Here is a 14,941-nt window from a genome sequence, read left to right as displayed (position 1 = left end):
TGGTTGCTTCAGCTGGTCACTGACTGGTGATGAGCTGCTGGCGAGACGGCGTCTTTTGCAGCCTCGACATTCTGAATTTTTGTGGCGTGCAGGCCTTTGGGCCCTTGCACGATCTCGAATTTGACGATTTGCCCGGCTTTGAGGGTTTTGTATCCGTCCATTTCAATGGCGGAGTAGTGTGCAAAGAAATCGATTTCCTTGCCGTCCTCGTCTTTCCCCTCGCGGGCGTCGGTATTGATGAAACCGAACCCCTTGGCATTGTTGAACCATTTCACCTTGCCGACAACCATGCTCAAATCCCTCTGCAACAGTCTCCATCGCTGGAGTATCATCCAATTCATCCGCAGTCGAATCCGTTAAAAAGATTGACTCCGCGGATCTTTTTTACCCACTGTGGGTTCTATTGGTTGTAACACCGTTTTCCCGATAGTCAAGGTGACCGGGCAGTCGGAGTTGAAAACGTGTCAAGCCGCCCCCACCACTGTATTTGCACAACTGACGAACCTTTCTTTCCATGCATGCAATCAGCCAGATTCGACTAACATTCAATCAGGATCGCCCGCTTCTCCAAAAGGATCTTCCACAGGAGCACGACGACGATTCGGCAGGCGTTGCTGTTCAGGAAGCAAAGCCTGCGTTACAGGCGCCGCCGATGTACAAGGTGGTTTTGTTTAATGATGACTACACACCGATGGATTTCGTCGTCGAAGTGCTCGAGGTGTTTTTTAACCTGAATCGCGAGCTGGCGACCAAGGTCATGCTGGCCGTCCACACAGAAGGGCGGGCAGTATGTGGAGTGTTTACCCGCGACATCGCCGAGACAAAGGCCATGCAGGTCAACCAGTACGCCAGGGAAAGCCAGCATCCGCTACTCTGTGAAATCGAGAAGGACGGTTAATCGCCGACCACTTGGGTATGAGGTGAAGCTATGTTAAACCGCGAGCTCGAAGTCACCCTCAATCTTGCCTTCAAGGAGGCTCGTTCGAAGCGTCATGAGTTCATGACCGTCGAACACCTGCTGCTGGCCCTATTGGACAATGAGGCTGCCGCCACCGTATTGCGTGCCTGCGGCGCAAACCTCGACAAACTCAAGCACGACCTGCAGGAGTTCATCGACTCCACCACGCCGCTGATCCCCGTCCATGACGAAGATCGCGAAACCCAGCCAACCCTGGGCTTCCAGCGTGTGCTGCAACGTGCTGTCTTTCATGTACAGAGCTCGGGCAAGCGCGAAGTAACCGGCGCCAATGTGCTGGTTGCAATCTTCAGTGAGCAAGAGAGTCAGGCAGTGTTCCTGCTGAAACAGCAGAGCGTTGCACGAATCGATGTCGTCAACTATATCGCCCATGGCATTTCCAAGGTGCCGGGGCATGGCGATCACTCTGAAGGTGAACAAGATATGCAGGACGACGAGGGCGGTGAGTCTTCTTCTTCAGGCAATCCGCTGGATGCGTATGCCAGCAACCTCAACGAACTCGCACGCCAGGGCCGGATCGATCCGCTGGTCGGGCGTGAAACGGAAGTCGAGCGTGTCGCGCAGATTCTCGCGCGGCGGCGCAAGAACAATCCGTTGCTGGTAGGCGAGGCAGGTGTGGGTAAAACCGCGATTGCCGAAGGTCTGGCCAAGCGCATTGTCGACAACCAGGTGCCGGATCTGCTGGCCAACAGCGTCGTTTATTCCCTCGATCTGGGTGCCTTGCTCGCAGGCACCAAATATCGCGGCGATTTCGAGAAGCGCTTCAAGGCGCTGCTCGGTGAGCTGAAAAAACGTCCGCAGGCGATTCTGTTCATCGACGAGATCCACACCATCATCGGTGCGGGTGCTGCGTCCGGTGGCGTCATGGATGCCTCGAACCTGCTCAAGCCGCTGCTGTCGTCGGGTGACATTCGCTGCATCGGTTCGACCACGTTCCAGGAATTCCGTGGCATCTTCGAAAAAGACCGTGCCCTGGCACGTCGCTTCCAGAAGGTCGATGTGGTCGAGCCGTCTGTGGAAGACACCATCGGCATCCTGCGCGGCCTGAAAGGGCGTTTCGAGCAGCACCACAACATCGAGTACAGCGATGAGTCGCTGCGCGCCGCTGCAGAACTGGCATCGCGCTACATCAATGACCGGCATATGCCGGACAAGGCCATCGATGTGATCGACGAGGCGGGCGCCTACCAGCGTCTGCAGCCGGTCGACAAGCGCGTGAAACGCATCGACGTGCCGCAGGTCGAGGACATCGTGGCGAAGATCGCACGGATTCCGCCAAAACACGTCACCAGTTCCGACAAGGAGCTGCTGCGTAACCTGGAGCGCGACCTGAAATTGACGGTGTTTGGTCAGGATGCGGCGATCGATTCGCTGTCGACCGCGATCAAGCTGTCCCGTGCCGGCCTCAAATCGCCGGACAAACCGGTCGGTTCGTTCCTGTTCGCCGGGCCTACCGGTGTCGGTAAAACCGAGGCCGCGCGGCAATTGGCCAAGGCGCTGGGGATCGAGCTGGTTCGTTTCGACATGTCCGAGTACATGGAGCGCCACACCGTATCGCGTCTGATCGGTGCGCCTCCGGGTTATGTCGGTTTCGACCAGGGCGGTCTGCTGACCGAGGCGATTACCAAGCAACCGCATTGCGTATTGCTGCTCGATGAAATCGAGAAGGCGCATCCGGAAGTCTTCAACCTGCTGCTGCAGGTGATGGACCACGGCACGCTGACCGACAACAACGGGCGCAAGGCGGATTTCCGCAACGTGATCGTGATCATGACCACCAACGCCGGTGCCGAAACCGCGGCGCGTGCTTCGATCGGTTTCACTCATCAGGACCACTCGTCCGATGCGATGGAAGTGATCAAGAAGAGCTTTACGCCGGAATTCCGCAACCGCCTGGACACCATCATTCAATTTGGTCGCCTCAGTCACGAGGTCATCAAAAGCGTGGTGGACAAGTTCCTTACCGAACTTCAGGCGCAGCTGGAAGACAAGCGGGTGCTTCTGGAGGTTACCGACGCGGCGCGCAGCTGGCTCGCGGCCGGTGGCTACGACTCTGCAATGGGCGCTCGCCCGATGGCGCGTCTGATCCAGGACAAGATCAAGCGTCCGCTGGCGGAGGAGATTCTGTTTGGCGAACTGGCCGAGCATGGCGGTGTGGTGCACATCGACATCAAGGATGGTGAGCTGACGTTTGACTTCGAGACCACCGCAGAAATGGCTTGATGGCTGGTAAGTGAAAAGGCGCCTTCGGGCGCCTTTTTGTTGTCTGGTTGTTGGGTGTGAATATCCGTTTCTTCGGGTGCTGCGGCTTATGGTTCCGCCCTTACGGCGGGTCACTTTTGGCAAACGCCCGGAATGCCGGCCCAGCCAAAAGTAACCAAAAGGTCTCTACCCTTACGTACGGCCCCTCGCTGAGGCTCGGGGTTCCTTCGCTCCGGGATCGATCCGGGGGCATCGCCTACGGTTTGCTTCGCTGCACCTCCTCTCGATGTGTTTGGCTTCGCCAAACGGTCGCTGCGCTCCCACCCCCGGATCAATCCCTCCACTCAGCCTGCCGACGGGCCCTGCGATCAAAAAGCGGTACTCGAGCTAACGCTCATCGTGTTGAGTGGTGAGGAGCGGGGGCTCTTGATCTGGCTTTTGCTCTGGCTCTGGCTTTTGATTTTTTGCCCCTTCGGCAGGCCGAGCGGAGGTGTCCATCAGGGGGTAGGCGCGCAGCGCCGTGCGGCGAAGCCGCATTCATCGAGAGGAGGTGCAGCGAAGCAAACCGTAGGCGATGCCCCCTGATGGACACCGTAGCGAGGGAACACTGAGCCTAAGCGAAGTGCCGTACGCCGGGGCAAAGCCTTTTGCTTACTTTTCGCTGGGCCGGCATTCCGGCGTTTGGAAAAGGTGACTCGCCGTAAGAGCGAAACCGCCAGCGGCAGCACCCGAAGCAACGGATATGCCCCAAAAAATCAAGCACAAACCCAACACGCTAAATCCCAGACAAACAAAAACGCCCGGCAAATGCCGGGCGTCTTGTATTGACTTGATTAGCGAGCGCGGTAAGTAATACGCCCTTTGCTCAAGTCATAGGGCGTCAGCTCGACGCGCACTTTGTCACCGGTAAGAATACGAATGTAGTTCTTGCGCATCTTGCCGGAAATATGCGCGGTTACGACGTGCCCATTTTCCAACTCCACACGAAACATGGTGTTGGGCAGGGTGTCGACGACAGTGCCTTCCATTTCGAAGCTGTCTTCTTTCGACATGCAGTAAAGCCCTCGGTATCCAATGAATGGCCCGGTGCAACTGCGCCAGGCAAAAGCGGCGTGCATTGTGCCCGAAAAATGGGGTTTACGCCAAGGGGTTTAGGGCTTGCATTCAGTTCAGGATAACCCAGCGCTGATTAATCAGCAGTTCGATAGGTCGATATTGGGTCTTGTAGTTCATCTTTTTGCAGTTTTTGATCCAGTAACCCAGGTACACCGCTTCGAGCCCCAGCCGCTGGGCTTCGCCGATTTGCCAGAGGATGGCGTAGCGTCCCAGGCTGCGACGCTCTTCATCCGGTTCGTAAAAGGTATAGACCGCCGACAGGCCGTTGGGCAGCAGGTCGGTGACGGCGACGGCCAGCAACCGTCCGTCGAGCCGAAACTCATAGAAGCGTGAGAAGGGCAGGTCGCGAACCAGAAAAGTCGAGAATTGATCACGGCTTGGCGGGTACATGTCGCCGTCGGCGTGGCGCTGTTCGATGTAGCGCTGATAAAGATCGAAATACTCTTCGCTGAAGGCCGGTTTGACCGGGCGCACCTGCAAGTCGGCGTTTCGTTTGAAAATGCGCTTTTGTTGGCGATTCGGGTTGAACTGCGCCACCGGAATGCGCGCAGGCACGCAGGCATTGCAGTTCTGGCAATGCGGGCGGTACAGATGATCGCCGCTGCGACGAAAGCCCATTTCCGACAGGTCTGCGTAGACATGCACATCCATGGGCTGGCTCGGGTCGAGAAACAGGGTCGTGGCCTGTTCCTCGGGCAGATAACTGCAGGAGTGAGGCTGAGTGGCATAAAACTTCAACCGCGCCAACTCGGTCATGATCAACCCTCAGGGGTAAGCTGGTGAATTAAGTGTAAGCCACGCGCGCAAAAGTCGCTCAGCAAACCCAGGTGGCCAAATTGGGCCGGTCGAGGTGTCGAGCCAGATACTCGGCAAAGGCGGGGCGGGAAATTGCCCGGGCGCCCAGGCTGTGCAGATGATCGGTCGGCATCTGGCAGTCGATCAGCACGAACCCCGAGTCTTTCAGGTGCCGTACCAGTGTGGCAAAGCCGTACTTGGAGGCATTGTCGGCGCGACTGAACATCGATTCACCGAAAAACAGCTGCCCCATCGCCAGGCCATAGAGGCCGCCGACCAGTTTGCCCTCATCCCACACTTCCACTGAATGGGCGAAGCCCCGCTGGTGCAGTTCAATGTAGGCATCCTGCATGGCCTCGGTGATCCAGGTGCCATCGGCGTAATCCCGTGGCGCGGCGCAGGCGCGGATAACCGCTTCGAAGTCCTTGTCGAAGGTCACTTGATAGCGTTGCTGGCGCAGCAGTTTGCCCAGGCTGCGCGAGACATGCAGTTCGTCGGGAAACAATACGGTGCGCGGATCCGGCGACCACCAGAGAATGGGCTGTCCTTCGGAGAACCACGGAAAGCAGCCGTGGCGATAGGCCTGGATCAGGCGATCGGCGGACAGGTCACCGCCAGCCGCCAGCAATCCGTTGGGATCGCGCATGGCCTTTTCCAGTGGCGGGAAAGTCAGTGAATTGCGTTGTAACCAAGTCAGCATGGCGTCCAGGCTTGCAGAAGGGGAGGGCGGTGGGCGGCGGGGCCCGTTGCAAAGTGTGCCGTTAAATGGCGCGAATGTCCTCCCGAACCTGCGCGAAGTCGACGCTGCTGCAACTTGCCTTTCAGGATGCGGTCGTAGACGGGCGACGAGCTTGAGGGTGCATGCTTCGCTACGTTCATCAAATACACCTCATAAGCCTTTGTCACAAAAGACAATGCATGCTCAAATTGCGTCGCAGGTTTGGTCTGCTTGGCTATGCTTGAACATGGGGTTCGAAGCATGGCATCGAACGCGCAAACCCGTACAATGCCGGGCTGTTACAGAATATTCGCAGCGTGCCGTGTTTATAAAAGACCGGGCGCAGTGTTAAAAGTAGTCTCAGTTGCGCCCGTCAATTTTTTACCTGCCTGGATTGGGCAGTTTTTTATCGTCATTCAATAGATGGACGCGCCGCTGGCGCAGGAAAAGAAGCGTTTTGAAGAAATCCACGGAAGCACCAAAAACAGTCGTTCCGCTTTGGCGCCAGCAATTGCACTACCGGCTCAAGGAAGGTGCATTGATCGCCATCGGCGCTCTGTGCCTGTTCCTGATGATGGCCTTGCTGACCTACGGCAAGGACGATCCGGGCTGGAGCCACAACAGCAAGATCGACGACGTGCAGAATTTCGGCGGCCCGGCGGGCTCCTACAGCGCTGACATTCTGTTCATGGTGCTGGGTTACTTCGCATACATCTTCCCGTTGCTGCTGGCAATCAAGGCGTATCAGATCTTCCGTCAGCGCCACGAGCCGTGGCAGTGGAGCGGCTGGCTGTTTTCCTGGCGCCTGATCGGCCTGGTGTTTCTGGTGCTGTCCGGCGCCGCGCTGGCGCACATTCATTTCCATGCGGCCACCGCGTTGCCGGCCGGTGCGGGTGGCGCGCTGGGTGAAAGCCTCGGTGACCTGGCCCGCAATGCCCTGAACATTCAGGGCAGCACATTGCTGTTCATTGCCCTGTTCCTGTTCGGCCTGACCGTGTTCACCGACCTGTCGTGGTTCAAGGTGATGGACGTCACCGGCAAGATCACCCTCGACCTGTTCGAACTGTTCCAGGGTGCGATCAATCGCTGGTGGTCGGCGCGTACCGAGCGCAAGCAACTGGTGGCGCAACTGCGTGAAGTCGATGACCGGGTGCACGACGTGGTCGCGCCGACCGTCACCGACAAGCGCGAGCAGGCCAAGGTCAAGGAACGCCTGATCGAGCGCGAGCAGGCCCTGAGCAAACACATGTCCGAGCGCGAGAAGCAGGTTCCGCCGGTCATCGCCCCGGCCCCGGTCAAGGCGCCGGAGCCGAGCAAGCGCGTGCAGAAAGAGAAACAGGTGCCGTTGTTTGTCGACAGCGCCGTGGAAGGCACCTTGCCGCCGATCTCGATCCTCGATCCTGCGGAAAAGAAACAACTCAATTATTCGCCCGAATCCCTGGCAGCGGTCGGCCACTTGCTGGAGATCAAGCTCAAGGAGTTCGGCGTCGAAGTCACCGTGGATTCGATCCATCCGGGCCCGGTCATTACCCGTTACGAAATCCAGCCGGCTGCCGGTGTGAAGGTCAGCCGTATCGCCAACCTGGCGAAAGACCTTGCTCGTTCGCTGGCCGTGACCAGCGTGCGGGTGGTCGAGGTGATTCCGGGCAAGACCACGGTCGGTATCGAGATCCCTAACGAAGACCGCCAGATCGTGCGCTTTTCCGAAGTGCTGTCGACCCCCGAGTACGACAACTTCAAGTCGCCGGTCACCCTGGCCCTGGGCCACGACATCGGCGGCAAGCCGGTCATCACCGACCTGGCGAAGATGCCGCACCTGCTGGTGGCCGGTACCACCGGTTCCGGTAAGTCGGTGGGCGTGAACGCGATGATCCTGTCGATCCTGTTCAAGTCCGGCCCGGACGACGCCAAGCTGATCATGATCGACCCGAAAATGTTGGAACTGTCGATCTACGAAGGCATTCCGCACCTGCTGTGCCCGGTCGTGACCGACATGAAGGACGCCGCCAACGCCCTGCGCTGGAGCGTTGCCGAGATGGAACGCCGCTACAAGCTGATGGCGAAGATGGGCGTGCGAAACCTGTCCGGCTTCAATGCCAAGGTCAAGGAAGCCCAGGACGCCGGCGAGCCGTTGAGCGATCCGCTGTACAAGCGCGAAAGCATCCACGACGAAGCGCCGCTGCTGCAGAAGCTGCCGACCATCGTCGTGGTCGTGGACGAATTCGCCGACATGATGATGATCGTCGGCAAGAAGGTTGAAGAACTGATCGCCCGTATTGCCCAGAAGGCGCGTGCGGCCGGTATCCACCTGATCCTCGCGACCCAGCGGCCGTCGGTGGACGTGATCACCGGTCTGATCAAGGCCAACATCCCGACGCGCATGGCGTTCCAGGTATCGAGCAAGATCGACTCCCGGACCATCATCGACCAGGGCGGTGCCGAACAACTGCTCGGCCACGGTGACATGCTCTACATGCCGCCGGGCACCAGCCTGCCGATCCGGGTTCACGGCGCCTTCGTATCCGACGATGAAGTGCATCGGGTGGTGGAAGCCTGGAAACTGCGCGGCGCGCCGGAATACAACGACGACATCCTCAACGGTGTCGAAGAGGCGGGCAGTGGTTTCGAAGGCAGCAGCGGCGGTGGTGACGGTGATGATCCGGAAGCCGACGCGCTGTACGACGAAGCCGTGCAGTTCGTGCTGGAAAGCCGTCGTGCCTCCATTTCCGCCGTACAGCGCAAGCTGAAGATCGGCTACAACCGTGCCGCGCGCATGATCGAAGCCATGGAAATGGCCGGCGTCGTGACGTCCATGAACACCAACGGTTCCCGCGAAGTCCTGGCCCCTGGCCCGGTGCGCGACTGATTCAAATGCAATGGGCGGTGCATGAGGCGCCGTCCACTTTCCCACGCGTATTCAAGAGGACTCCCATGCGTCTTATCCGCATGTTGCTGCCGGTACTGGCTCTGACCACCCTCACGGCTCACGCCGATGACAAGGATGTGGCTCGCCTGACCCAATTGCTGGAAACATCCAAGACCCTGACGGCCAATTTCTCCCAGCTGACCCTCGACGGCAGCGGCACCCAGTTGCAGGAAACCACCGGCGACATGACCCTGCAGCGCCCGGGCCTGTTCTACTGGCACACCAATGCGCCGGCCGAGCAGACCATGGTCTCCGACGGCAAGAAAGTCACCTTGTGGGACCCGGATCTGGAGCAGGCCACCATCAAGAAACTGGACGAGCGTCTGACCCAGACCCCGGCCCTGTTGCTGTCCGGTGACGTGTCGAAGATCAGCCAGAGCTTCGATATCAGTGCGAAAGAGGCGGGCGGCGTGATCGACTTCACCCTGAAGCCGAAAACCAAGGACACCCTGTTCGACAGCCTGCGCCTGTCGTTCCGCAACGGTCTGGTCAATGACATGCAACTGATCGACAGCGTCGGCCAGCGCACCAACATCCTGTTCACCGGGGTGAAGGCCAACGAAGCGGTCCCGGCCTCGAAGTTCAAGTTCGACATCCCGAAGGGTGCCGATGTGATCCAGGAATAAACACAGAGGTTTCAACGCTACGTGATGGATCTGTTTCGCAGTGCACCGATTGCCCAGCCACTGGCCGCCCGTTTGCGGGCGACCAATCTGGATGAGTACGTCGGTCAGGAACACGTGCTCGCTCGCGGCAAACCACTGCGCGAAGCGCTGGAGCAGGGCGCCCTGCATTCGATGATCTTCTGGGGCCCGCCGGGCGTGGGCAAGACCACCCTGGCGCGGTTGCTGGCGGAAGTCTCGGATGCGCACTTCGAAACGGTGTCGGCCGTATTGGCTGGCGTCAAAGAGATCCGTCAGGCGGTGGAGATCGCCAAGCAGCAGGCCGGCCAGTACGGCAAGCGCACGATCCTGTTTGTCGATGAAGTGCACCGCTTCAACAAGTCTCAACAGGACGCCTTTCTGCCGTACGTTGAAGACGGCACGCTGATCTTCATCGGTGCGACCACCGAAAACCCTTCCTTCGAATTGAACAACGCATTGCTGTCGCGGGCGCGGGTCTATGTACTCAAGAGCCTCGACGAAGCGGCGTTGCGCAAACTGGTGCACCGCGCCCTCACCGAAGACCGTGGCCTGGGCAAGCGGCATCTGACCCTCAGTGATGAAGGCTTTCAGATGTTGTTGTCTGCCGCCGATGGCGATGGCCGGCGTTTGCTGAATCTGCTGGAGAACGCCTCGGACCTGGCCGAAGACAACAGCGAGATGGGCACCGAGCTGCTGCAAAGCCTGCTCGGTGACACACGCCGGCGATTCGACAAGGGCGGTGAGGCGTTCTACGACCAGATTTCCGCGCTGCACAAATCGGTGCGCGGTTCGAACCCGGACGGCGCGTTGTACTGGTTCGCGCGAATGATCGACGGCGGCTGCGATCCGCTGTACCTGGCTCGCCGCGTTGTGCGCATGGCCAGCGAAGACATCGGCAATGCCGATCCCCGTGCCCTGAGCCTGTGCCTGGCCGCGTGGGAAGTACAGGAGCGTCTTGGCAGTCCGGAAGGTGAGTTGGCAGTGGCTCAGGCCATCACCTATCTGGCCTGTGCGCCGAAAAGCAACGCGGTGTACATGGGCTTCAAGACCGCGCTGCGCGCCGCCGCCGAACACGGCTCGCTGGAAGTGCCGCTGCATCTGCGCAACGCACCGACCAAACTGATGAAGCAATTGGGTTACGGCGACGAATACCGCTACGCCCATGACGAGCCGGACGCCTATGCCGCCGGCGAAGACTATTTCCCGGAAGAACTCGACCCGATTCCGTTCTACCAACCGGTGCCCCGTGGCCTAGAGTTGAAGATCGGCGAGAAGCTCAACCACCTTGCTCAACTCGATCGTTTAAGCCCCCGGCAGCGGAGAAAATAGTGGTCCCATTGATCGTTGCAGTCTCCGTCGGCGGGGTTGCCGGCACCTTGTTGCGCTTCGCCACCGGCAATTGGGTCAACGCCAATTGGCCGCGGCACTTCTATACCGCGACGCTGGCCGTTAATATCGTGGGCTGCCTGTTGATCGGCGTGTTGTACGGCCTGTTTTTGATACGCCCGGAAGTACCGATCGAGGTGCGCGCCGGGTTGATGGTCGGCTTCCTCGGGGGGCTGACGACTTTTTCATCCTTTTCACTGGATACGGTGCGTCTGCTGGAAAGCGGGCAAGTGCCGCTGGCCCTGGGCTATGCGGCCATCAGCGTATTCGGCGGGCTGCTCGCGACGTGGGCCGGCCTGTCCCTGACCAAACTTTGATAACGAGAAACCGACATGCTCGATTCCAAACTGTTACGTAGCAACCTCCAGGACGTAGCGGACCGCCTGGCTTCCCGTGGCTTTGCCCTGGATGTCGCGCGCATCGAAGCGCTGGAAGAACAGCGCAAGACCGTCCAGACCCGCACCGAAGCACTGCAGGCTGAGCGTAACGCGCGTTCCAAATCCATCGGTCAGGCCAAGCAGCGCGGCGAAGACATCGCGCCGCTGATGGCGGACGTCGAGCGCATGGCGGGCGAACTGAGCGCCGGTAAAGTCGAGCTGGACGCGATCCAGACCGAACTGGACTCGATCCTGCTGGGCATTCCGAACCTGCCGCATGAGTCGGTACCGGTCGGTGAAGACGAGGACGGCAACGTCGAAGTCCGCCGCTGGGGCACCCCGACTGCCTTTGACTTCCCGGTTCAGGACCACGTAGCCCTGGGCGAGAAGTTCGGCTGGCTCGACTTCGAAACCGCCGCCAAGCTGTCCGGCGCGCGTTTCGCGCTGCTGCGCGGCCCGATTGCCCGTCTGCATCGCGCACTGGCGCAGTTCATGATCAACCTGCACGTCACCGAGCACGGCTATGAAGAGGCCTACACGCCTTATCTGGTTCAGGCCCCGGCGCTGCAAGGCACCGGTCAACTGCCGAAGTTCGAAGAAGACCTGTTCAAGATCGGTCGTGAAGGCGAAGCCGATCTGTACCTGATCCCGACCGCTGAAGTGTCGCTGACCAACATCGTGGCCGGTGAAATCGTCGATTCGAAACAACTGCCGATCAAGTTCGTCGCCCACACGCCGTGTTTCCGCAGCGAAGCCGGCGCATCGGGTCGTGACACTCGCGGCATGATCCGCCAGCACCAGTTCGACAAGGTCGAGATGGTGCAGATCGTCGAGCCGTCGACGTCGATGGACGCGCTGGAAAGCCTGACCGCCAACGCCGAGAAAGTCCTGCAACTGCTGGGTCTGCCTTACCGTACCCTGGCGCTGTGCACCGGCGACATGGGCTTCAGTGCGGTCAAGACTTACGACCTGGAAGTGTGGATCCCGAGCCAGGACAAATACCGTGAAATCTCGTCGTGCTCCAACTGCGGCGACTTCCAGGCCCGCCGCATGCAGGCGCGTTTCCGCAACCCGGAAACCGGCAAGCCTGAGCTGGTGCACACCCTGAACGGTTCCGGCCTGGCGGTCGGTCGTACCCTGGTGGCCGTGCTGGAAAACTACCAGCAGGCCGACGGTTCGATCCGCGTGCCGGACGTGCTGAAGCCATACATGGGTGGCCTCGAGGTCATCGGCTAAATGAAATATCTGCCGCTGTTTCACAACCTGCGCGGCAGTCGTGTGTTGGTTGTCGGTGGGGGGGAGATTGCCTTGCGCAAATCCCGCCTGCTGGCCGATGCCGGTGCGCTGCTGCGGGTGGTCGCACCTGAAATCGAAGCACAACTGCGCGAACTGGTTGCCACCAGCGGTGGCGAATGCCTGTTGCGCGGTTACGCCGAGACGGATCTGGACGGTTGCGGGCTGATCATTGCCGCCACCGACGACGAAGCCTTGAACGCGCAAGTCTCCGCCGATGCCCATCGGCGTTGCGTGCCGGTCAACGTGGTGGATGCGCCGGCGCTGTGCAGCGTGATTTTCCCGGCGATTGTTGATCGTTCACCGTTGATCATCGCGGTGTCCAGCGGCGGCGATGCGCCGGTGCTGGCCCGGCTGATTCGCGCCAAGATCGAAACCTGGATTCCTTCGACCTACGGCCATCTGGCCGGTCTGGCCGCGCGTTTTCGTGATCAGGTCAAAGGCCTGTTTCCCGATGTGCAGCAGCGTCGCGCGTTCTGGGAAGACGTTTTCCAGGGCCCGATTGCCGACCGCCAGCTGGCCGGGCAGGGCGCCGAAGCCGAGCGTCTGTTGCAGGCGAAAATCGATGGCGAAGCGACCGTGGCGACCGGCGAGGTGTATCTGGTGGGCGCAGGGCCGGGCGATCCGGATCTGTTGACCTTCCGTGCCTTACGCCTGATGCAGCAAGCCGATGTGGTGCTGTACGACCGCTTGGTGGCGCCGGCGATTCTTGAGCTGTGCCGTCGCGATGCCGAGCGGGTTTACGTCGGCAAGCGTCGCGCCGATCACGCCGTGCCGCAGGATCAGATCAACCAGCAACTGGTGGATCTGGCCAAGGCCGGCAAGCGTGTGGTGCGGTTGAAGGGCGGGGATCCGTTCATCTTCGGCCGTGGCGGCGAAGAGATCGAGGAACTGGCGGCCCACGGCATCCCGTTCCAGGTGGTGCCGGGCATCACGGCGGCCAGCGGTTGCGCGGCGTATGCCGGTATTCCGCTGACCCATCGCGATTACGCGCAGTCGGTACGTTTCGTCACCGGGCACCTGAAGGACGGTTCCACCGATCTGCCGTGGGCCGACCTCGTCGCGCCGGCGCAGACGCTGGTGTTCTACATGGGCCTGGTGGGGCTGCCAGTCATCTGCGAGCAGTTGATCAAGCATGGTCGTGCGGCCGATACCCCGGCAGCGTTGATCCAGCAGGGCACCACGGTCAATCAGCGGGTCTTCACCGGCACCCTGGCCGACCTGCCGCGTCTTGTGGCGGAGCATGAAGTGCATGCGCCGACACTGGTGATCGTCGGCGAAGTGGTGCAACTGCGCGAGAAACTGGCGTGGTTCGAGGGCGCTCAGGCTCAGGTCTGAAAACCGAGTAACCCCATTCGCGAGCGGGCTCGCTCCCACAGGGGATTTGTGCAGGACACAGATCCAATGTGGGAGCGAGCCTGCTCGCGAAGAGGCCTTCAAAAACGCTGAACAACTCAGCCCCTGCGCCAAACCCCTTTTCCGCCCAACCGGCTCCGGTCATGGGCAACAGTGAAATCCTGCTCCGGCCCCTTCGGCACCACCCCGGTCGGGTTGATGGTCTTGTGGCTGCCGTAGTAGTGGTTCTTGATGTGCTGGAAATCCACGGTCTCGGCAACGCCCGGCCACTGGTACATCTCACGCAGCCAGTTCGACAGATTCGGATAATCGCTGATCCGCCGCAGATTGCATTTGAAGTGCCCGTGATACACCGCGTCGAAACGAATCAACGTGGTGAACAACCGCACATCCGCCTCGGTCAGGTATTCGCCCGTCAGATAACGGTTGGCACCGAGCACCTGCTCCAGATGATCGAGTTCGGCGAACACATCATCGAACGCCTCTTCATAGGCCTGCTGCGAGGTGGCAAACCCGGCGCGGTATACGCCGTTGTTCACGGCGGGGTAGATCCGCTCGTTCAGCGCATCGATCTCGCTGCGCAATGGCGCCGGATAGAAGTCCAGATCGTTGCCGGTCAAGTCATCGAAGGCGCTGTTGAACATGCGGATGATCTCCGCCGATTCGTTGCTGACGATGCGCTTGAGCTTCTTGTCCCACAGCACCGGCACGGTGACGCGCCCGGTGTAGTCGGCGGTGTCAGCGGTGTAGCGCTGGTGCATGAAGTCGAAGTGGTCGAGCTTGTCGCCGGTCGAGCCGAGGTTCTGGTCGAAGGTCCAGCCGTTTTCCAGCATCAGCCAGCTGACGACTGAAACGTCGATCAGGCTTTCCAGGCCCTTGAGCTTGCGCAGGATCAGCGTGCGGTGCGCCCAAGGGCAGGCGAGGGAAACGTAAAGGTGATAACGCCCGGCCTCGGCAGCGAAACCGCCTTCACCGCTCGGGCCCGGCTCGCCATTGCGAGTGACCCAATTGCGGCGCTGCGCCTGTTCGCGCTGGAACGCGCCGTCCTTGCTGCTTTCGTACCACTTGTCCTGCCAACGGCCGTCGACGAGTAAACCCATGATCAAGACTCCAGAAACCAATAATCGTTGGAGTGGAGTCTATTCCGGTGAG

Annotated in this window: 13 protein-coding genes; 8 read left to right on the top strand and 5 right to left on the bottom strand. The window is 60.1% G+C overall.

The features are described from left to right. Window positions 1-8: 8 nt before the first annotated feature. The gene (locus DLD99_RS17945) at window positions 9-290 is read right to left on the bottom strand and encodes a cold shock domain-containing protein (protein WP_114884011.1); all 282 of its coding nucleotides are present in this window, start codon (window positions 288-290) and stop codon (window positions 9-11) included. A 224-nt stretch (window positions 291-514) separates the two neighbouring features. Between DLD99_RS17945 and clpS the strand changes: the two genes are divergently transcribed. Both clpS and clpA read left to right on the top strand, forming a co-directional pair. Then, on the top strand, window positions 515-898 hold the full coding sequence (clpS, locus tag DLD99_RS17940; RefSeq protein ID WP_011334948.1) for an ATP-dependent Clp protease adapter ClpS: 384 nt from the start codon (window positions 515-517) through the stop codon (window positions 896-898). 30 nt (window positions 899-928) lie between these two features. Then, the gene (gene clpA, locus DLD99_RS17935; protein WP_085712381.1) at window positions 929-3,199 is read left to right on the top strand and encodes an ATP-dependent Clp protease ATP-binding subunit ClpA; all 2,271 of its coding nucleotides are present in this window, start codon (window positions 929-931) and stop codon (window positions 3,197-3,199) included. Between the two features lie 812 nt (window positions 3,200-4,011). Here clpA and infA read toward each other — a convergent pair. From infA to aat, 3 genes are all read right to left on the bottom strand, one after another. Further along, window positions 4,012-4,230 carry a translation initiation factor IF-1 gene (gene infA, locus DLD99_RS17930; protein WP_002553999.1) on the bottom strand — a complete coding sequence of 73 codons (219 nt, stop codon included), beginning with the start codon at window positions 4,228-4,230 and terminating at the stop codon, window positions 4,012-4,014. A gap of 112 nt (window positions 4,231-4,342) precedes the next feature. Further along, window positions 4,343-5,050 carry an arginyltransferase gene (locus DLD99_RS17925; RefSeq protein ID WP_114884009.1) on the bottom strand — a complete coding sequence of 236 codons (708 nt, stop codon included), beginning with the start codon at window positions 5,048-5,050 and terminating at the stop codon, window positions 4,343-4,345. 58 nt (window positions 5,051-5,108) lie between these two features. Continuing rightward, complete coding sequence (gene aat / locus DLD99_RS17920; RefSeq protein ID WP_114884007.1) at window positions 5,109-5,789, bottom strand: leucyl/phenylalanyl-tRNA--protein transferase; 681 nt, start codon at window positions 5,787-5,789, stop codon at window positions 5,109-5,111. A gap of 475 nt (window positions 5,790-6,264) precedes the next feature. Between aat and DLD99_RS17915 the strand changes: the two genes are divergently transcribed. From DLD99_RS17915 to cysG, 6 genes are all read left to right on the top strand, one after another. Next, window positions 6,265-8,673, top strand: coding sequence for a DNA translocase FtsK (locus DLD99_RS17915; RefSeq protein ID WP_085712378.1), 2,409 nt, complete (start codon window positions 6,265-6,267; stop codon window positions 8,671-8,673). A gap of 65 nt (window positions 8,674-8,738) precedes the next feature. Next, entirely contained in the window at window positions 8,739-9,359 is a 621-nt protein-coding gene (gene lolA / locus DLD99_RS17910; protein WP_007958184.1) for an outer membrane lipoprotein periplasmic chaperone LolA, read from the top strand. 24 nt (window positions 9,360-9,383) lie between these two features. Then, on the top strand, window positions 9,384-10,706 hold the full coding sequence (locus tag DLD99_RS17905; RefSeq protein WP_114884005.1) for a replication-associated recombination protein A: 1,323 nt from the start codon (window positions 9,384-9,386) through the stop codon (window positions 10,704-10,706). Next, entirely contained in the window at window positions 10,706-11,080 is a 375-nt protein-coding gene (crcB, locus tag DLD99_RS17900) for a fluoride efflux transporter CrcB (protein WP_085712376.1), read from the top strand. Before DLD99_RS17905 ends, crcB begins: the two co-directional genes overlap by 1 nt. Before the next feature lie 15 nt (window positions 11,081-11,095). Next, complete coding sequence (serS, locus tag DLD99_RS17895) at window positions 11,096-12,376, top strand: serine--tRNA ligase (RefSeq protein WP_114884003.1); 1,281 nt, start codon at window positions 11,096-11,098, stop codon at window positions 12,374-12,376. Beyond that, on the top strand, window positions 12,377-13,771 hold the full coding sequence (gene cysG / locus DLD99_RS17890; protein WP_114884001.1) for a siroheme synthase CysG: 1,395 nt from the start codon (window positions 12,377-12,379) through the stop codon (window positions 13,769-13,771). 116 nt (window positions 13,772-13,887) lie between these two features. Here cysG and DLD99_RS17885 read toward each other — a convergent pair whose 3' ends face one another. Further along, window positions 13,888-14,889, bottom strand: coding sequence for a glutathione S-transferase family protein (locus DLD99_RS17885; RefSeq protein WP_114884000.1), 1,002 nt, complete (start codon window positions 14,887-14,889; stop codon window positions 13,888-13,890). Window positions 14,890-14,941 lie beyond the last annotated feature (52 nt).

This window comes from Pseudomonas kribbensis, from assembly GCF_003352185.1.
GTDB lineage: Bacteria > Pseudomonadota > Gammaproteobacteria > Pseudomonadales > Pseudomonadaceae > Aquipseudomonas > Aquipseudomonas kribbensis.
Note: the sequence above shows the minus strand (reverse complement) of the source record. Positions and strands in the feature narration are given on the sequence as shown.